Origin of the sequence: Nocardia carnea NBRC 14403 (assembly GCF_000308515.1) — a bacterium.
GTDB lineage: Bacteria > Actinomycetota > Actinomycetes > Mycobacteriales > Mycobacteriaceae > Nocardia > Nocardia carnea.
The window spans coordinates 143901-161857 of record NZ_BAFV01000007.1; the positions used below are offsets into that span (position 1 = coordinate 143901).

A 17957-nucleotide genomic window follows, 5' to 3' on the forward strand; every position below is an offset into this window, starting at 1 on the left:
AACACCGAGCACGCCGTCGAAGAGCAAGTTCGCGCCGTCGACCCGTCGGGATGCCCCGGGCTGGTCAGCGGCAACTCCGCTGACCAGCCCGTGGGCACTAAGCGGATTCGGGAACGAACTGGGCCAGGGGGAGTAGGTGGTTGGTTGCTCCGCCGAGGGCGAATTCGTTGTGTTTGGCGGCGGTGAAGTAGTTGTGCGCGATGTGGTCGCGGTCGATCCCGACCCCGCCGTGTACATGGACCAGCGTGTGCGCCACCTGGTGCCCGGCTTCGGCCGCCCAGAATTTCGCGGTGTGGATCGCGCCGGTGGCGTCGAGGTCTTCGCTGAGCTGCCAGGCCGCCTGGGTGGTGGTGAGGCGCAGCCCCTGGACGCTGATGTAGCTGTCGGACAGGCGCTGGGCCACGGCCTGGAAGCTGCCGACGGCGCGGCCGAACTGTTCGCGTTCGCGGGCGTAGCCGGCGACCAGTTCCAGGGAGCGTTCGAGGGTACCCAGCTGCTGGGCGGCCAGGCCGAGCCAGGCGCGGTCGAGCAGCCAGGCGAGGATCTGTGCGCCGTCGGCCACGGTGCCGAGCAGTTCGGCGGGGGAGTCGGTGAGTTCGACCAGCGATTCCGCACTGAGGTCGGTGACCTGCTGCGCGGTGACTGTGACGGATTCATGGGCCGGATCGACCAGGAAGACGGCGGCCTGACCCGATACCGAGGCGAGCACCAGGATCCGGGCGGCGCGGTCGGCGACGGGGACGGTGGTCTTCACACCGGTCACCTGCCAGGTGCCGCCCGATTCGGCGGCAGTGGTGGTGGGCCGAGCCGGATCCCAGTTGTGCTCCTCGGCCACGGCGACGGTCAGAATCGACGTGCCGGCAGCAGCCGCGGCAGCGAGTTCACGCTGCGGCGCGGAACCGAACCGGGCCAGCGCGCCCGCGCCGAGAACGATCGACCACAGGTAGGGGACGGCCGCCACGGACTTGCCGAGTTCGCGCAGGATCGCGGTCTGTTCCAGCGTGCCGAAACCGCTACCGCCGATTTCCTCGGGCAGCGCGGCCGCCAGCACCCCGGTCTCGGCGAGCGATTTCCACAGCGGTTCGTCGAACTTGGCGGTGCCGCCGTCCAGTTCGCGCAACCGGTCGGCGGTGACCAGTTTCTCGCAGACCTCGCCGGTGAGCCGGGCCAGGTCCAGCTGGGCTTCGGTGGGAGTGAAATCCATGGTGAACTTCCTACTTCTGGAATCGGGCGTGATCAGCGGGCGGAGGCGGGCTGCTTCAGCGCGGTCATGGCGATGATGTCGCGCTGGACCTCGTTGGTTCCGCCGCCGAAGGTGAGGATCAGCGCCGAGCGGTGCATCCGCTCCAACCGGCCGCGCAGTACCGAACCGGGGGAGTCCTGGCGCAGCGACGCTTGTGGGCCGAGCACCTCCATGAGCAGCCGGTAGGCCTCGGTGGACAGTTCGGTGCCGTACACCTTGCACGCCGAGGCGTCCCACGGCCGGGGGGCGGCGTCGCCGCCCGCATCGGCGCGGCTGGCGATCTCCCAGTTCATGAGCTTGAGGTATTCGACCTTGGCGTGGACGCGGGCCAGGTTCAGCTGGACCCATTCGCGGTCGAACACCCGCGATCCGTCCGCTGCCTTCGTCTCCTTCGCCCACGCGGTCGTCTGCGCCACGGCCAGCTGCAGGGCGGCGGCGGAGGTCAGGGCGACCCGTTCGTGGTTGAGCTGGTTGGTGACCAGCGGCCAGCCACCGTTCTCCGGACCCACCAGGGAGGTCACCGGGACGCGCACATCCTGGTAGTAGGTGGCGCTGGTATCGGGGCCGGCCATGGTGTGCACCGGGGTGTAGGAGAAGCCTTCGGCGGTGGTGGGCACGATCAGCATGCTGATGCCCTTGTGCTTTTTGGCGGCGGGGTCGGTGCGGACGGCCAGCCAGACGTAGTCGGCGTAGGCGATGAGGCTGGTCCACATCTTCTGCCCGTTGATCACGTAGTCGTCGCCGTCGCGTACGGCGGTGGTGCGCAGCGAGGCCAGATCGGTGCCGGCGCCGGGTTCGGAGTAGCCGATGGCGAAGTGCAGGTCACCGGCGGCGATCTTGGGGAGGAAGAATTTCTTCTGTTCCTCGCTGCCGTAGTGCATGATCGTCGGCGCGACCGAGTTGATGGTGAGGAACGGTACCGGGGCGCCGGCGATGGCGGCCTCGTCGGTGAAGATCAGCTGGTCCAGCATGGGCCGGTTCTGGCCGCCGTATTCCTCGGGCCAGCCCAGCGCGAGCCAGCCGTCGCGGCCCATCTCGGCGACGACCTCGCGGTACACATTGCCCTGCCCGTATTCGCCGGTCTGGGCGCTGAGCGCCGCCCGCCGTTCCGGGGTGATCAGTCGCGCGAAGTAGGCGCGCAACTCGGCGCGTAGCTGGTCGTGTTCCGGGGTATACGCGATGCGCATGGCGGTACCTCGAGCCTTCGTTCTGCGGGTTGGAGATGGGCTTGGACGTGGGATCGTGCCGCGCTCACCCTCGCGGAGCGCGGAAGGATCTCCGATACCTGGCTCCGATCATTGCATATGCACTGAAACATGTTCCAGTATTGAAAGGTAATCAGCCCATGTAGCCCGCCCGCGCGAACCTCGCTTGTTAGGCTTGCGCCATTGGGCGGGAAAAGGAGTTTCGATGAAGGTCAGCGTTGACTTCGATCAGTGCGAAGCAAACGGAATCTGTGCGGGAATCGCTCCCGACGTGTTTGAACTCGATGACGAGGACATGCTGCACGTCGCCGAGGGTGAGGTGGCACCCGACCAGGAGCCGGCGGTTGCGGATGCGGTTGCGCAATGTCCGAAAGCGGCTTTGCGTTTGCTGTGAATCTGCTCTTGCCGTGAATAAGAACACGTTCTAGAGTCGGCCCGGTGAGCGATACAGATACCAGCCTTGCCGGGCGAGTTGCGATCGTGACCGGAGCGGGTGCGGGCCTGGGTAGGGCCGAAGCGCTCGCTCTGGCCGGAGCCGGGGCCTCGGTGGTGGTCAACGACCTCGCCGAGTCCGACGCCGTAACCGAGACACTGGAGCAGATCCGGGCCCTCGGTGCCAAAGCGGAGTTCGTCGCGGGCAGTGTCGCCGAGCGGTCCACCGCCGATGCGTTGATCACTGCCGCCAGCGAATCCTTCGGCGGCCTGGACATCGTGGTCAACAATGCGGGCATCACCCGCGACAAGATGCTGTTCAACCTGTCCGATGAGGACTGGGACGCGGTCCTGTCGGTACATCTGCGCGGGCATTTCCTGCTGACCCGCAATGCGGGTGCCTACTGGCGGGCACGGTCGAAGGAAGCCGGCGCCCCGGTGTACGGCCGGATTGTCAACACCTCTTCCGAGGCGGGGCTCCTGGGGCCTGCGGGTCAGGCCAACTACGCGGCGGCCAAGGCCGGGATCACCGCGCTGACCTTGTCGGCTTCCCGGGCGCTGGAACGCGTGGGTGTGCGCGCGAACGCGATCTGCCCGCGGGCGCGCACGGCTATGACCGAACAGGTCTTCAGCGCCGCGCCCGAGGACGAGGTGGATCCGCTGTCGCCCGACCATGTGGCGCGTCTGGTGGCCTACCTGGCCTCCCCGGCCGCCGAACGGGTGAACGGACAGGTTTTCGTGGTCTACGGACCGATGGTCGCGTTGATGGCGGCGCCGGAGGTCGAGCAGCGCTTCGACGCGGCGGGTGCGCAATGGTCTGATGACGATCTGGCCACCACGCTGACCGGTTACTTCGCCGGGCGCGACGAAGGCCGTACCTTCTCTGCAACGGCGCTGCACGAACTGGGTTGACCCGATTCTGCCGAGGCGGGTTGCGCGATTTGTTCGTGCGACCCGGCCGGTGAGAGTTGTACAAACGTCCAGTAGTTGGTAAACAAAGGGTTCGCACTGTGCCCGGCCTCACACAATGATGCCCAAGGCGTATGAAACAGGTTCCAGTCTCGCTGTCTGAGATTGTTACAAGTCAACAGTTCACAAGCCTCAAAATGGCCCCAAATAGGAAATGAACGTGTTCTACTTAGCGGGGCGTGTCCCGGGGTGTGACCCCAACGGCCGCCAGCGGGACCAGTCAGGCAAGGAGGATCCACAGTGAACGACGTCCTTGCCGTGCCATTGCGGGCCGTAGGCGGATTCTTCGAACTCACCGCGGCGGTGGCCCGGGCGAGTTTGCGGCGACCTTTCCAGCTACGCGAATTCATCGACCAATCGTGGTTCGTGGCGCGGGTTTCGATCTTGCCGACCGTTCTGGTCGCCATACCGTTCACCGTGCTAGTCGTATTCGTCCTGAATATTCTGCTGCGCGAAATCGGCGCCGCGGATCTCAGCGGTGCCGGTGCGGCCTTCGGCGCGGTGACCCAGGTCGGGCCGATCGTCACGGTGCTCATCGTCGCCGGTGCCGGCGCCACCGCCATCTGCGCGGATCTCGGCGCCCGCACCATCCGGGAAGAAATCGACGCCATGAAGGTGCTCGGTATCGATCCGATCCACCGATTGGTGGTGCCCCGGGTATTGGCCTCGATGTTCGTCGCCCTGATGCTGAACAGCCTGGTCTGCACCATCGGTATCGTCGGCGGCTTCCTTTTCTCGGTATTTCTGCAGGACGTGAATCCGGGTGCATTCGTCAACGGCATCACGCTGCTGACCAATCTTCCCGAGTTGATCATTTCCGAGGTAAAGGCCGGTCTTTTCGGCCTGATCGCCGGATTGGTCGCTTGCTACCTGGGTTTGAATGTCAAAGGTGGTCCCAAGAGTGTCGGTGATGCGGTGAACCAGACAGTGGTTTTCGCCTTCATGGCGCTGTTCGTGGTGAACGTCGTGGTCACGGCGGTCGGTCTCAAGTTCTCGGTGCGGTGACGCGATGTCGGCCTCGGTGATCATCCAATCCCGCTTCCCCAGGGCGGTGCGGCGCGTCCGCAGATTCTCGAACTCGTTCGACGATCTCGGTAAACAGGCCGTGTTCTACGGCCGCGCGGTCGGCTCCATGCCGCGCGCGCTGGTGCACTACCGCACCGAAACCATCCGCCTCATCGCCGAGATCAGCATGGGGACGGGTGCCCTGGCGGTCATCGGCGGCACCGTGGTGATCGTCGGCTTCCTGACCCTGTTCTCCGGGGCCACCATCGCCGTCCAGGGCTACAGCTCCCTCGGCAATATCGGTGTCGAGGCGCTGACCGGCTTCTTCGCCGCATTCCTCAATGTCCGTATCGCGGCACCGGTCATCTCCGGAATCGGCCTCGCCGCGACCATCGGTGCCGGTTCCACGGCACAGCTGGGCGCGATGCGGGTGGCCGAGGAGATCGATGCGCTCGAATCCATGGCGATCCGGCCGATGCCCTACCTGGTCGGAACCCGGGTACTCGCCGGGATGATCGCGATCGTGCCGCTGTACTCGCTGGCCGTGATCGCCTCCTTCATCGCCAGCCGGTTCGCCACCGTCGTGATCTACGGGCAGTCGGCGGGCGTGTACGACCACTACTTCTCCACCTTCCTCATCCCGAGCGACATTCTGTGGTCGTTCGTTCAGGCCATTGTCATGGCGTTGGCGGTAATGATGATCCATACGTATTACGGCTTCACAGCGAAGGGCGGCCCGGTCGGGGTCGGTATCGCCGTGGGTAATGCGGTCCGTACCTCGCTGATCGCGGTCGTCTCGGTGACGCTGCTGATCTCCCTGGCCCTCTACGGCACCTCCGGCAACTTCAACCTTTCCGGATAGGCGCCATGACTGAGATGAAGCGATCGAACAGCAATCAACTCGGGCGCAATCCCGGCGCCACCAGCAGCGTCCAGGATCCCGGCGAACCCGCGGCGCCGCTGCGCCCGGTGAGCGGGTGGGCCGGTTTCCAGAAGAAGTTCGGGTTCAAACTGGCCGGCGGCGCGATGGTGCTGGTGCTGGTGGCGGCGGTGTTCGTCTCCTTGACCATGTTCTTCGGCGGTTTCACGCCCAGTGTCACCGTGACAGTCGCGGCCCCGCGAAGCGGTCTGGTGCTGGACCCGGACGCCAAGGTAAAAGTGCGCGGCGTGCAGATCGGTACCGTCGCCGCGCTGGAAACCACCGGCGACGGTACCGATCTGCGCCTGGCCCTGGACCCCGACAAGCTGAGTCTGGTCCCCGCCAATGCCACGGTCGATATCCGGTCGACCACGGTGTTCGGCGCCAAATACATCAACTTCGTGATCCCGCAGGACCCGCAGGAGCAATCGCTGCAACCGGGCGCCCGGCTGACGACCGACAAGGTCACCGTCGAGTTCAACACGATATTCCAGCATCTCAGTGATGTACTGGCCCAGGTGGAACCGGAGAAGATGAGCGCCACGCTCACCGCGCTGGGTACCGCGCTGCAGGGTCGCGGTGAATCCCTCGGCCAACTGCTGGTGAACAGCAATTCGCTGCTCCACGAGATCAACCCCATGCTGCCGGCCCTGCAGCGCGATCTGCAGGCCACCGCGGCCGTGGGCAACTTGTACGCGGATGTCTCCGGGGATCTGCTGCGGACCGTCGACAATGTCACGGTGAGCACCCGCACCATCGCCGAAGCCGAATCGGATGTCGATGCGTTGCTGGCCAATCTCACCGGTCTCGCCGACACCACCGGCGCGGTCCTGCACGAGAACGAGGGACAGCTGGGCACCGCCCTGGATCTGCTGCGGCCGACCACGGAACTGCTCAACGAGTACAAGCCCGCACTGGCCTGCCTCATCGGTGGCGCGGCCAAGGCGATGCCGGTCGGTGAAGCAGTCTTCGGTGGTCTACAGGAGGGTGTGGCCCTGAACACCGGTTTCATGTACGGCACGCCGGCCTACACCTATCCGAACGACCTGCCGAAGGTGAATGCCACAGGTGGGCCGCGGTGTGCCGGGACAACCGACCGCGTGCCGGGCAGCCATGCCGACTATGTCGTCACCGATACCTCCGAAGGGCATCCCTACATTCCCTCCACCAAGTTGAATCTGAACGCTCCCAAGGTTTTCCAGGTCCTGTTCGGCGGACTCCCGGGGGTGGGGCAGCCATGAAAAACACCGCAACCACAGTCAAGCTCACCATCTTCACCCTGGTGATGAGCCTGGTCTTCGCCGGTTTGGCGATCGTCTTCTCCCAGGTGCGCTTCTCCAGCCAGAACGGCTACCACGCCGTCTTCACCAGCGCGTCGGGCATGCTGCCCGGGGACAAGGTGCGTATCGCCGGGGTACCGGTCGGCTCGGTTTCGTCGGTGAAGGTCGACGACGAATACCACGCGCATGTCGAATTCGATGTCGACACCAAGTACCAGCTGCTCACCAGTACCAAGGCCACGATCCGCTACGAGAACCTGGTCGGCGACCGCTACCTGGAACTGCTGGAAGGCCCGGGGGAGGCGTCCACCCTGCACGAGGGCGGCACCATCGGCCTGGACAAGACCGCACCCGCCCTCGACCTCGATATGCTGCTGGGTGGTTTCAAACCATTGCTGCGCGGACTCGATCCGGCACAGGTCAACGACCTGACCAACGCGCTGCTGCAGATCTTCCAGGGCCAGGGCGGCACGCTTGTCGAGCTGCTCAACAGCAGCGGCTCGTTCACCAAAACCCTCGCCGACCGGGACGCGCTCATCGGCAGCGTGATCAACAACCTGAACTCGGTGCTGAAAACGCTCGACGACCGCGGCGACCAGTTCGCCACCACGATCGACGAACTGCGCCGGCTGGTCAGCGGTCTCGCCGAGGACCGCGATCCCATCGGCGCCGCGCTGCCGCGGATCGCCGATGCCACGCGCGCGACGAACGATCTCCTGGTACAGGCCCGTCCCGATCTGGCCGCGACCATCGCCCAGACCGGCCGGCTGGCCACCAACCTCGACAATGGTTCGGACACCGTGCAGTACGTCCTCGACGAACTGCCGGGGGCCTACAAGATGCTGAACCGCATCGGCTCCTACGGCTCGTTCCTGAACATTTATGTCTGCGCGACCAACTTCTTGGTCGACGGCCCGGACGGTAAGCCCCTGCTACTCGAACTGCCCGGTGAGCAGACGACCGGAAGGTGTGCGAGCGAATGAAGGAGCAATCACGCGCGGTGACCATCGGCGTCGTCGGATTGGTACTGGCAGTCGCGGTGGCGCTGTCGGCGCTGCAATTCGAGCGGCTGCCGTTCATCCGCGGCGGCGCCGTGTACACCGCGCATTTCGCCGATGCCGGCGGGCTCGTGACCGGTGACGATGTGGAGGTCGCCGGGGTGAAATCCGGCCGCGTCGAGGAAGTGGGCCTCGACGGTGACCGCGTGCTGGTCCGGTTCAGCGTCGACGATTCGATCGCGCTGGGTGACAAGACCTCCGCCGCGATCAAGACCAATACGGTCCTCGGCCGTAAATCGCTGGCGGTGAACCCGGACGGCGACGGGACCCTGACGGTCACCGAAACCATTCCGATCGAACGCACCACCTCGCCGTACTCGCTGAACGAGGCGCTCGGCGATCTCGGTCAGACCGTGCAGGATCTGGATCTGCAGAAGGTGAACCAGACGCTGGACGAGCTGTCGGCCGCCTTCGCCGATACTCCGGCACCGCTGCGTTCGGCTTTGGACGGTGTGACGGCGCTGTCGCGCACCATCAACGCCCGCGATCAGGCGCTGTCGGATCTGCTCTCCCGCGCGCAGAGCGTCACCAAGATCCTGGCCGACCGGGCCGATTCGATCAACGCGCTCCTGGTCGACGGGAATCAGCTGCTCGGCGAACTGGACCGGCGGCGCACCGCGATCAGCCAGATGATCACCTATGTCAACTCGCTGGCCCAGCAGTTGTCGGGACTCGTCCACGACAACGAAGCCCAGCTGAAACCGGCACTGGACAAACTCAATTCGGTGCTCGATCTGCTGGAGCGCAATCGGGACAACATCACCGAGGCGCTCGACGGCCTCGGCCCGTTCTCCGCGGCGCTGGGCGAACAGGTCGGCAGCGGCCCGTACTTCAACGCCTACGTCGTCAACGCCAGCAGTGAAACCCTGCATCCGCTGGTGGACGCGCTGGTCTGGCCGCAGCACCTGCCCGAATCGCTGCGTGCTTATCTGCTCGAACCCGGTCCCAGTATCGGCCCGTCCGCACAGGAGCCGCCGCGATGAGTACGGTCAAGGACACACTTCGCGCACTGCCGAAGAAATGGGTGGGGATCGTCGCCGGGGTACTGGTGATCGCGCTGGTCGCCACCGGCGGTTACCTGGCGTACAACCAGCTCACCAAGAACGAGATCACCGCGTACTTCACCTCCACCGCCGGTATCTACCCCGGTGACGATGTGCGAGTGCTGGGCGTACCCATCGGCGAGATCGATTCCATCGAACCCGGCAAAGAGCAGGCGAAGGTGACCATGACGGTCGACGGCAGCGTCGACCTGCCCGCCGACGCGCGGGCCGTGATCATCGCACCGTCGCTGGTCTCCGCGCGTTTCATTCAGATCGCCCCCGCCTACACCGGTGGGGAGACGCTGAGCGACGGCGCGGAGATCCCCATCGAACGGACCGCCGTCCCGGTGGAATGGGACGACATCAAAACCGAACTCCACAAACTCTCCACCGCACTGGGCCCGGTCGGCGACGATCCCCAGGGCTCCTTCGGCCGCTTCGTGGACACCGCCGCGGAAAACCTCGACGGTAACGGCGAAGCGTTCCGCAGCACGCTGCGCGAACTGTCGGCCACGCTGACCACGTTGTCCGACGGACGCACCGACCTGTTCGGCACCATCCGCAACCTGCAGAAGTTCGTGGACGTGCTCTCCAAGAGCAACGAGCAGATCGTGCAATTCGGCGGCCGGCTGGCCTCCGTATCGTCGGTCCTCGCCGGGGTCTCCGAGGATCTGGGCGCCGGCCTGGACAATCTGGACCTGGCGCTGGCCGATGTGAAACGCTTCCTGGACGGCAGCGGAACCGAACTCACCGAAGGAGTCCAGCGGCTGGCCGATGTCACCCAGATCCTGGTCGACAAACGACCGGAACTGGAACAGGCGCTGCACTCCGGGCCGAACGCGCTGGTGAACTTCTACCAGATCTACAAACCCGCCCAGGGCACGCTGACCGGCGCCATCTCGCTGAACAACGCCGCCGATCCGATCAGCTTCCTGTGCGGTTCGGTACGGTCCCTGGAACAGCACGAATCCGATACCAGTGCCGATCTGTGCGCCGAATACCTCGCGCCGGTGATCAGCTCGCTGGCGATGAACTACGTGCCCATCATGACCAACCCCGCGACCGGTGTCACCGCGTTCCCGGACCAGTTGGACTACACCACTCCGGACCTGCCCGGCAAGGTGGATCCGCAGAAGGTGGGCCCCCCGGCGGCTCCCGCGCCCGCACCCGTCACGGTTCCGGCCGGTGTTGCGGGGCTGGCGATCCCGGGGATTCCGCTTCCCGAAATTCCCGGCCTGCCCGGAGGAGGACGATGATGCGCCGACTCGCGCTGCGGGTACCGGACATCCGGCCGAAGTTGCCCGCGCCGGGTATCCGGCGCCGGGCGGCGGCGCTCGCCGTCGGGCTCGCACTGGCGCTCCCGATCACGGGCTGCCAGTACGACGGGCTCAACTCGTTGCCGATGCCGGGCACCGAAGGTACCGGTGACGGTTCGTACACCGTGCAGATCCAGATGCCGAACGTCACCACGCTGACCCGCAATTCGCCGGTGCGCGTCGACGATGTTTCGGTAGGGGCGGTCACCGATATCGAGGTCGAGGACTGGCACGCGCTGGTCACGGTCTCCCTGAACCCCGATGTGGTGCTGCCTGCGAACGCCACCGCCAAGATCGGTCAGACCAGTTTGCTCGGCAGCAACCACGTGGAACTGGCGCCGCCGGCCGATACCGCCCCCGAAGGGCAGCTCGCCGACGGTGACGTGATCCCGCTGGAGCGGGCCGGTGTCTTCCCGACCACCGAACAGGTGCTGTCCTCGCTGTCGGTGGTGCTCAACGGCGGCGGTATCTCGCAGCTGGAGAACATCACCCGCGAACTCAACACGGCCCTGGTCGGCAACGAGGAGGAGATCCGGGATCTGCTCCCGCAGATGAACGATCTGATCGGCAACCTGAACGCCCAGCGCGACGACATCATCTCCGCGATAAGCGGACTCGACCGGCTCTCCGGCCAGTTCGTCGAGCAGACCGATGTGGTGGAAGCGGCGATCGAGGAAATCCATCCCGCGCTGACCGTGCTGGCCGATCGCCGCCAGAACATCACCACCACCATCACCAAGCTGGGTGAACTCAGCGATGTGGTGAACCGGCTGATCGCCAACAGCGGCGACGATCTGACAGCGAACCTGGCCAACCTCGCCCCGGTCCTGCAGACGCTGGCCGATACGGGCGGCGACCTCACCGAGTCGCTGAAAATCCTTGCCTCGTTCCCGTTCCCGTTGACGAACCTCGACAATGCGATCAAGGGCGACTACCTGAACCTGTTCATGACAGTGGATATGACCGGCAAACGGCTGGACTCGAACTTCCTCACCGGAACCGGGCTCGGCGGCATGTTCGGCGGCGTGGAGGTCGCACTCGGCCAGGTGGCCGGACCCGCCGGCGAACAAGGCAACCCGTTGACCACACCGCTGGCCCCGCCCCCCGGCGCGCCGGCGCCCGGCGACCAACCGCAACCGACCATTCCCGGGCTGCCGCCGATCCCCGGCCTGCCCGCCATTCCCGGGCTGACGGTGCCGCTGCCCGGGCAGCCGCAAGGGGGCGAGGGCCCGTGACGCTCAGCCGTTTCGTCCGCATCCAGCTGGTCATCTTCTCCATCCTCACGGTGGTCGGCCTGGCCGTCATGGGCGGCACCTATGTGGGTGTGCCCGCCATGCTCGGCATTGGGCGTATCGATGTCACCCTGCAACTCGCCGCCACCGGCGGGCTCTACCAGAACGCCAACGTCTCCTATCGCGGGACGAACGTCGGTGTGGTCCGCGAGGTCCGGCTCACCACCGAGGGTGTGGAAGCCCACCTGTCGGTCGACAGCGACTACAAGATCCCGGCCGATTCCAAAGCGCTGGTACGTAGCGTTTCGGCGATCGGCGAGCAGTACGTCGACCTGGTTCCGCCGGAGCAGCCCGGAGACGCCAACCTGTACGACGGCAGCGTGATCCCCGTGGACCGCACCGAACTGCCCCAGGATGTGGGTGCCCTGCTCGACCAGGCCGACCGGCTGCTGGCCAGCGTCGCCGACACCCGGCTGCGCCAGGTCATCGACGAAGCGTTCCGGGCGTTCAACGGTGCCGGACCGGACCTGCAACGGTTCCTCGACTCCGCGTCCCTGCTGGTGCAGGAAGCCAACGACAATGTCGAGCCGACCAAACAGCTGATCGAACAGATCGGCCCACTGCTCGACACCCAGGTCGACTCCGATGCCGCGATCCGATCGTGGACCCGCGATCTGGCGGTCGTCACCGACCAGTTGCGCGCCCACGACCCGGCCCTGCGCAGCATTCTCGCGAACGGTCCCGCGGCGATGGAACGGGTCACCCAGCAGTTCGACGAACTGCGGCCGACCCTGCCACTGCTGCTGAACAACCTGGTGAGTGTGGGTCAGGTCGGTGTCACCTACCACGCCGGCCTGGAACAGATCCTCGTCGTCTACCCGCCGCTGATCGCCGCACTGCTCACCGCCGTACGCGGCCCCATGGAGTACGGCGCGCTCGTCGACTTCATGACGGTGCTCAACGATCCGCCGGCCTGTACCACCGGGTTCCTGCCGCCCGACCAGCGCCGCGGCCCCGACCAGGTCGATACGATCCCGACACCCGAGGGCCTGTACTGCAAGACCCCGCAGAACGACATCAGCGCGGTGCGCGGTATCCGCAACACACCGTGTATGGAATTCCCGGGCCGCCGCGCACCGACCCCGGAACTGTGCCGCACCGGATTCGTTCCCGAGGGCACGAACCCGCCGTTCGGGCCGCCGCAACCGGTGGCCCCGGCCGCCGCGCCCGCACCCGGTGTCGCGCCGGCCGCCGCGCCCGATCCGGGGCCCGGGGTTGCGGGAGTACCCCCGGCACCTGCTAGTTTCTCGGGCGCAAGCACCCCCGCTGCCGCTCTCTCGTACGATCCGGCCACTGGGGTCTATACCGGAACCGACGGTCGCAGCTACCGTCAGGGCGATATCGCACCCGACGGATCAGGCGCCGTACCCGCGGATTGGCAGGCAATGTTCGAGGAGCAGCAGAAATGAGCGAGACCAAGGACCCCCGCCGTACCCGTAGGCGGGCCAGCCGGACGGCGGGTCCACCGGTCGAGGACGCGACCGAACAGCTCACCGCCGATTCGGCGGCCGCCGGGTCCACCGCGGACGAGGCCGCCGGCGAGGCCGTGAGCGCCGCCGCGGGCGAATCCGCGGGGGCTTCAGCGGAGACGCCGGCGGACGCCACTGCGGCGAAGCCGGACGATGTCACTGCGGCGAAGCCGGACGATGTCACTGCGGCGAAGCCGGACGATGTCACCGAGCGGATCGGTACCGCTACCGAATCGGCGTCCGTCGCCGGATCGGGAGATGCGGACGAAACCGTGCGGATCGACAAGTCCGCCACGGAAACCGTGGCGCTGGGCAAAACCGGAACCACAGCGGAATCCGCCGGGAAATCGGACTCCGGTGACCAGGAAACCGGCGCGACCGTCGTCTCGATGGAGAAATCGACCGCCACCGAATCCGGTGGGGCCGAACCCGCCGCGAAGGGCGGCTCGTGGAAGCGGATCGTCGCGCTCGCCGCCGCTGCGGTGCTGGTGATCGGCCTGGTCGGTGCCGCGGTGGTCTCGATGATCGCCGTCCAATCCACCGAGCAACGTGACGAACGCCGGGCCGAATATGTGGCGACCGCACGCCAGACAGTCATCAACCTGACCACCATCCGCGCCGATACGGCCAAGGAGGATATCGACCGCATCCTCACCATGGCCTCCGGTGAATTCAAAACCGAGTTCGACGGCCGGGTGGATCCGTTCGCCGAGATCGTCAAGCAGGCGAAGGTGCAGTCCACGGGTGAGGTGGTCGAGGCCGCCGTGGAACGCGACGACGAGAACTCCGCGGTGATCCTGGTGGCCGCCAAACAAACCCTCACCAATGCGGGCGCCGAAGGCGAACAGCAGCGGTACTACCGCTTCCGGGTGACCGTGCAGCGCGCGGACGACGGTGCCCTGACCGCCTCGGACGTGGAGTTCGTGGCATGAGCGGGAGCGAGCCGGACACGGCAGCGGAGCACAGCATGACCGAGGAACAGCGCCCCGCCGAGAGGACCGGCATGAAACTGCGCAACAAGATCCTGCTCGGCGTCACGGCGGTTGTTGTCGTCGCCGCCGCGGTGGTGGCCGGTATCGGCGGCTACCGGTACTGGGACTACCGCCAATCGGAGCAGTCGCGCACCGACGCCGTCGCCGCCGCGAGCCGCACGGTCTCGGCCATCTTCAGCTACGAGCACCAGACGGTGGAGAAGGAACTGCCCAAGGCCGCCGAAAGCCTGGCCCCCGATTTCCGTGGCGACTTCCTCCAGCTCATCGAGAAGGCGATCGTGCCGGGCGCCAAGGAAAAGGAACTGACCGTCAAGGCCACTACCCAGGCCGGCGGCGTGGTCTCTGCCGACCGCGCCCACGCCGAGGTGCTGCTGTTCCTGAACCAGGTCACCACCAGCAAGGAAGCACCCCAGGGCACCACCACCGGCAGCCGTGTCCGGGTCGCCCTGGACAAATCCGATGACCAGTGGCTGGTCGCCGCGGTCACCCCGATCTGACCTGCTGACGGTAGCTGCCGTCAGGGTTTCGACTGCGGACTCACGAAATGCCCCCACCGGTGCCGGTGGGGGCATTTTCGATGAAAGCCCGTCAGCGGCTGTGAAGGTGTAGTCGAAGCAGTCGGCGGCCGGTCAGGAACAATACCGGCGCATCGCCCCGTCGGCCCGCAACCGCCGCAGGTCCTATTCGGAGTAGTCGTCCCCGTCGTCCGAGTCTGCGACCAGTGCTTTCCCGGCGACCTGCCCCTTCGCGAGGGCATCGAGGAAGGCGCGCGCCCAGCGGTCGACATCGTGGGCGAGGACCTGGCGGCGCAGGGCGCGCATACGGCGGCGGCGGGTTTCGCGGTCGTCGGTGAGGGCGGAGACGATGGAGTCCTTCACGCTGTCCAGGTCGTGCGGGTTGCACAGGTAGGACTGGCGTAGTTCGGCGGCCGCACCGGTGAACTCGCTCAGGACGAGGGTCCCGTTGAGGCCGCTGTGGCAGGCCACGTACTCCTTGGCAACCAGGTTCATACCGTCACGCAGCGGGGTCACCAGCATGACATCGGCGGCGACGAAGAAGGCGATGAGTTCCTCGCGGGCGATCGGGCGATGCAGATAGTGCACCACCGGATAGCCGACCCGGGCGAACTCGCCGTTGATGCGCCCGACCTGGCGTTCGATATCGCCACGCATCTGGATATAGCTTTCGACCCGTTCTCGGCTCGGCGTGGCGAGCTGCACCATCACGGTGTCGGCCGGGTCGATACGGCCTTCGTCGAGCAGCTCTTCCAGCGCATTGAGCCGGATATCGATGCCCTTCGTGTAGTCGAGCCGGTCGACACCGAGCAGGACATGTTTGGGACTGCCGAGTTCCGCGCGGATCTGAGCGGCGCGCTCGCGCACCGAACGCCGCCGTGAATGCTCGTCCAACCCCGCGGAGTCGATGGAGATCGGGAACGCACCCACCCGCACCGTCCGGAAGCCGACCTGCACCACACCCATCTTCGACCGCACCCCGACCGTGCCGCGCGAAGTGGGCTGGCCGGCCAGCCGGCGGGCCAGGTACAGGAAATTCTGGGCACCGCCGGGCAGATGGAACCCGATCAGATCCGCCCCCAGCAGACCCTCCACGATCTCGGTGCGCCACGGCATCTGCATGAACAGTTCGACCGGCGGGAACGGTATATGCAGGAAGAAACCGATGGTGAGATCGGGCCGCAGCATCCGCAGCATCTTCGGCACCAGCTGCAGCTGATAGTCCTGCACCCAGACCGTGGCCCCCTCGGCCGCGACCTTGGCCGTCTCCTCGGCGAAACGCCGGTTCACCTGCACATAGGCCGACCACCAGGCCCGGTTGTACACGGGGCGGACGATCACATCGTGGTAGAGCGGCCACAGGGTCGCATTGGAGAAACCCTCGTAATAGTCGGCGACCTCCTGCGCCGAAAGCGGTACCGGATACAGCTCCAACCCGTCCTCGACGATCGGATCGACGTCGACATCGGGCACGCCGGCCCACCCCACCCAGGCGCCGCGATTGCTGCGCAGTACCGGCTCCAGCGCGGTCACCAGACCGCCGGGGCTCCGTTTCCAGCGGGTGCTTCCGTCCGGCAGTTTTTCCAGATCCACCGGAAGCCGGTTGGCCACGACGACGAAACCGGAACCGGCCCCGCGCTCGCGCAGGGGTTCGGCGTCCACCGCCTCGGGCTGGGCCTCCACCAGATCGATCGGACCCGTGACCGGTCCGGAGCCGTTACCGGTTCCGGACGGACCCGCGGATATGCCGGTTTCATCCTGGGGGGTGGAATCGCTGGACGGCTGATCTGTCATCTGGTCCACTCACGCATCCTTACGCGCGGCGCTGTACGCCATGTAGTTGTGTGGATCCGCTGACGTCGCCGTTGGCGCCGGCGGCCCACATGACCGTCAGCGCCCGGAGGCGATAGCTTGCGTGACCAGGCGCTCGGCCATGCGGATAAGGCTCAGCTTATTCGGTTCGGGCGCCCGGGCCGATCCCCAACATCGACAGGAGCATCCGGCATTCGTCGGCATCGGCGGCATAGGCGGCCACGACCCGCTGCGCCTGACGAGCGGTCTCGTCGGCGAGGGGTTCCAGTTCGTCGTCGGCGATACCGTTGGCGCTGCTTTTCGCGGCCATCTCAATCCTCCCGGCAGGTGCGCTGGTATGTGAAATGTCAATGGTATCTGTCCTAGGAAGCGGTCGCTGCGGCCGCGGTAACACAACGCCCCTTCGAGGGCTATACCGTGGGCAGCGAAAACGATCAGGAAGGGGCCGTCAGCATGCCGTTGGCCACGGTGAACGGAATATCGCTCAACTATCAGATCAAAGGAGACCGTTCCAAGGGCACCGATGTGAAAGGCGGCGGCCCGCTGGTCGTGCTGATCATGGGGACGGGCAGCCCGGGCCGTGTCTGGGAGCTGCATCAGGTACCGGCCCTGATCGCCGCCGGCTACCGGGTCTGCACGTTCGACAACCGGGGAATCGCGCCGTCCTACGAGGCCGCCGGCGGCATGACCATCGACGAAATGGTGGCCGATACGGCCGGGCTGATCGAGTTCCTGGACGAGGGCCCGGCGCTGGTGGCCGGTACGTCGATGGGCGCCCGGGTGGCGCAGGAACTCGCCCTGGCCCGGCCCGAGCTGGTGCGTAAGGCCGTGTTCCTGGCCGGGCACGGCCGGCTGGACCGGTTCCAGAAGACCCTCTCGCTGGGCGAACACGAACTCGACGAGAGCGGGGTGAAGCTGCCGCCGAAGTACGAGGCCGCCCTCACCGCGGTGATGAACCTTTCCCCCGCGACCATGGCCGACGCCAACGCTGCCCGTGACTGGCTGGACCTGTTCGAGTTCACCGGCGGTCCGGCGACCCCCGGGATCCGTGCCCAGCGCAAGATGGACCACGAATTCGACCGGGTGCACGCCTACCGGGCCATTCGGGTGCCGTGCCTGGCGGTGGGTTTCGCCGATGACCGGATGATCCCGCCGTACCTGTCGCGGGAGGTCGCCGAGGCCATTCCGGGCGGTCGCTACCAGGAAGTTCCGGATGCCGGCCATTACGGCTACCTGGAGCGACCCGATACAGTGAACAAGATCCTCCTGGAGTTCTTCGCCTCCTAGGGGGAACCCGAAGTTAACGCCGGCCTTGCTAGGGTCGACACATCGTTGGGTTCGCAAAAACGGCAGCCGAAGGTCCGCCTTCCTGCCGTGCCGGACCCGGACAGATCCGTACACATACGC

17 protein-coding genes are annotated in these 17957 nt (G+C 66.3%); 13 read left to right on the forward strand and 4 right to left on the reverse strand.

Features of this window, described 5'->3' with window-relative positions:
• Nucleotides 1-97: 97 nt before the first annotated feature.
• Nucleotides 98-1204, reverse strand: coding sequence for an acyl-CoA dehydrogenase family protein (locus ON22_RS02480; RefSeq protein WP_033244063.1), 1107 nt, complete (start codon nt 1202-1204; stop codon nt 98-100).
• A gap of 32 nt (nt 1205-1236) precedes the next feature.
• Entirely contained in the window at nt 1237-2430 is a 1194-nt protein-coding gene (locus ON22_RS02485) for an acyl-CoA dehydrogenase family protein (protein ID WP_033244064.1), read from the reverse strand.
• Nucleotides 2431-2653: 223 nt separating this feature from the next.
• On the opposite strand from ON22_RS02485, the gene ON22_RS02490 reads away from it, so the two are divergent.
• The 12 genes from ON22_RS02490 (at nt 2654) to ON22_RS02545 (ending at nt 14720) form a co-directional block, all read left to right on the forward strand.
• Nucleotides 2654-2842 (forward strand): ferredoxin, encoded by a 189-nt coding sequence (locus tag ON22_RS02490; RefSeq protein ID WP_043739765.1) that lies wholly within the window; start codon nt 2654-2656, stop codon nt 2840-2842.
• Nucleotides 2843-2886: 44 nt separating this feature from the next.
• Nucleotides 2887-3792 carry a 3-oxoacyl-ACP reductase gene (locus ON22_RS02495; protein ID WP_063820519.1) on the forward strand — a complete coding sequence of 302 codons (906 nt, stop codon included), beginning with the start codon at nt 2887-2889 and terminating at the stop codon, nt 3790-3792.
• A 297-nt stretch (nt 3793-4089) separates the two neighbouring features.
• Nucleotides 4090-4854: an MlaE family ABC transporter permease gene (locus tag ON22_RS02500; RefSeq protein ID WP_033244067.1), complete on the forward strand. Its 765-nt coding sequence runs from the start codon at nt 4090-4092 to the stop codon at nt 4852-4854.
• A 4-nt stretch (nt 4855-4858) separates the two neighbouring features.
• A complete protein-coding gene (locus ON22_RS02505) occupies nt 4859-5716 on the forward strand; it encodes an MlaE family ABC transporter permease (RefSeq protein WP_033244068.1) in 858 nt (285 codons plus the stop codon).
• 164 nt (nt 5717-5880) lie between these two features.
• Nucleotides 5881-7014 (forward strand): MCE family protein, encoded by a 1134-nt coding sequence (locus ON22_RS02510; protein ID WP_051157088.1) that lies wholly within the window; start codon nt 5881-5883, stop codon nt 7012-7014.
• Nucleotides 7011-8036, forward strand: coding sequence for an MCE family protein (locus ON22_RS02515; RefSeq protein ID WP_033244069.1), 1026 nt, complete (start codon nt 7011-7013; stop codon nt 8034-8036). The genes ON22_RS02510 and ON22_RS02515 overlap by 4 nt, the downstream gene beginning before the upstream one ends.
• Nucleotides 8033-9094 (forward strand): MCE family protein, encoded by a 1062-nt coding sequence (locus ON22_RS02520; RefSeq protein WP_033244070.1) that lies wholly within the window; start codon nt 8033-8035, stop codon nt 9092-9094. Before ON22_RS02515 ends, ON22_RS02520 begins: the two co-directional genes overlap by 4 nt.
• Nucleotides 9091-10410 (forward strand): MCE family protein, encoded by a 1320-nt coding sequence (locus tag ON22_RS02525; protein WP_051157077.1) that lies wholly within the window; start codon nt 9091-9093, stop codon nt 10408-10410. The genes ON22_RS02520 and ON22_RS02525 overlap by 4 nt, the downstream gene beginning before the upstream one ends.
• Entirely contained in the window at nt 10410-11705 is a 1296-nt protein-coding gene (locus tag ON22_RS02530) for an MCE family protein (protein WP_081595271.1), read from the forward strand. The genes ON22_RS02525 and ON22_RS02530 overlap by 1 nt, the downstream gene beginning before the upstream one ends.
• Complete coding sequence (locus ON22_RS02535; protein ID WP_033244071.1) at nt 11702-13171, forward strand: MCE family protein; 1470 nt, start codon at nt 11702-11704, stop codon at nt 13169-13171. Before ON22_RS02530 ends, ON22_RS02535 begins: the two co-directional genes overlap by 4 nt.
• Nucleotides 13168-14163, forward strand: a complete 996-nt coding sequence (locus tag ON22_RS35430) for an Rv1363c family protein (protein ID WP_051157078.1) — start codon at nt 13168-13170, stop codon at nt 14161-14163. Before ON22_RS02535 ends, ON22_RS35430 begins: the two co-directional genes overlap by 4 nt.
• Nucleotides 14160-14720: a h domain protein gene (locus tag ON22_RS02545; protein ID WP_306306576.1), complete on the forward strand. Its 561-nt coding sequence runs from the start codon at nt 14160-14162 to the stop codon at nt 14718-14720. The genes ON22_RS35430 and ON22_RS02545 overlap by 4 nt, the downstream gene beginning before the upstream one ends.
• Before the next feature lie 183 nt (nt 14721-14903).
• On the opposite strand, the gene ON22_RS02550 is transcribed toward ON22_RS02545, so the two are convergent.
• Together ON22_RS02550 and ON22_RS37175 are read right to left on the reverse strand one after the other, a co-directional pair.
• Nucleotides 14904-16532, reverse strand: coding sequence for an alpha,alpha-trehalose-phosphate synthase (UDP-forming) (locus ON22_RS02550; RefSeq protein WP_231508596.1), 1629 nt, complete (start codon nt 16530-16532; stop codon nt 14904-14906).
• Nucleotides 16533-16689: 157 nt separating this feature from the next.
• Complete coding sequence (locus ON22_RS37175; RefSeq protein ID WP_168433875.1) at nt 16690-16860, reverse strand: hypothetical protein; 171 nt, start codon at nt 16858-16860, stop codon at nt 16690-16692.
• 143 nt (nt 16861-17003) lie between these two features.
• On the opposite strand from ON22_RS37175, the gene ON22_RS02555 reads away from it, so the two are divergent.
• The gene (locus ON22_RS02555) at nt 17004-17837 is read left to right on the forward strand and encodes an alpha/beta fold hydrolase (protein WP_033244551.1); all 834 of its coding nucleotides are present in this window, start codon (nt 17004-17006) and stop codon (nt 17835-17837) included.
• Nucleotides 17838-17957 lie beyond the last annotated feature (120 nt).

Excerpts from the sequence above, each read along its gene's own strand:
- ON22_RS02480 (WP_033244063.1), bottom strand. The coding sequence starts at position 1,204 with ATGGATTTCACTCCCACCGAAGCCCAGCTGGACCTGGCCCGGCTCACC.
- ON22_RS02485 (WP_033244064.1), bottom strand. The coding sequence starts at position 2,430 with ATGCGCATCGCGTATACCCCGGAACACGACCAGCTACGCGCCGAGTTG.
- ON22_RS02490 (WP_043739765.1), top strand. The coding sequence starts at position 2,654 with ATGAAGGTCAGCGTTGACTTCGATCAGTGCGAAGCAAACGGAATCTGT.
- ON22_RS02505 (WP_033244068.1), top strand. The coding sequence starts at position 4,859 with ATGTCGGCCTCGGTGATCATCCAATCCCGCTTCCCCAGGGCGGTGCGG.
- ON22_RS02510 (WP_051157088.1), top strand. The coding sequence starts at position 5,881 with ATGGTGCTGGTGCTGGTGGCGGCGGTGTTCGTCTCCTTGACCATGTTC.
- ON22_RS02515 (WP_033244069.1), top strand. The coding sequence starts at position 7,011 with ATGAAAAACACCGCAACCACAGTCAAGCTCACCATCTTCACCCTGGTG.
- ON22_RS02520 (WP_033244070.1), top strand. The coding sequence starts at position 8,033 with ATGAAGGAGCAATCACGCGCGGTGACCATCGGCGTCGTCGGATTGGTA.
- ON22_RS02525 (WP_051157077.1), top strand. The coding sequence starts at position 9,091 with ATGAGTACGGTCAAGGACACACTTCGCGCACTGCCGAAGAAATGGGTG.
- ON22_RS02530 (WP_081595271.1), top strand. The coding sequence starts at position 10,410 with ATGCGCCGACTCGCGCTGCGGGTACCGGACATCCGGCCGAAGTTGCCC.
- ON22_RS35430 (WP_051157078.1), top strand. The coding sequence starts at position 13,168 with ATGAGCGAGACCAAGGACCCCCGCCGTACCCGTAGGCGGGCCAGCCGG.
- ON22_RS02545 (WP_306306576.1), top strand. The coding sequence starts at position 14,160 with ATGAGCGGGAGCGAGCCGGACACGGCAGCGGAGCACAGCATGACCGAG.
- ON22_RS02550 (WP_231508596.1), bottom strand. The coding sequence starts at position 16,532 with ATGACAGATCAGCCGTCCAGCGATTCCACCCCCCAGGATGAAACCGGC.
- ON22_RS37175 (WP_168433875.1), bottom strand. The coding sequence starts at position 16,860 with ATGGCCGCGAAAAGCAGCGCCAACGGTATCGCCGACGACGAACTGGAA.
- ON22_RS02555 (WP_033244551.1), top strand. The coding sequence starts at position 17,004 with ATGCCGTTGGCCACGGTGAACGGAATATCGCTCAACTATCAGATCAAA.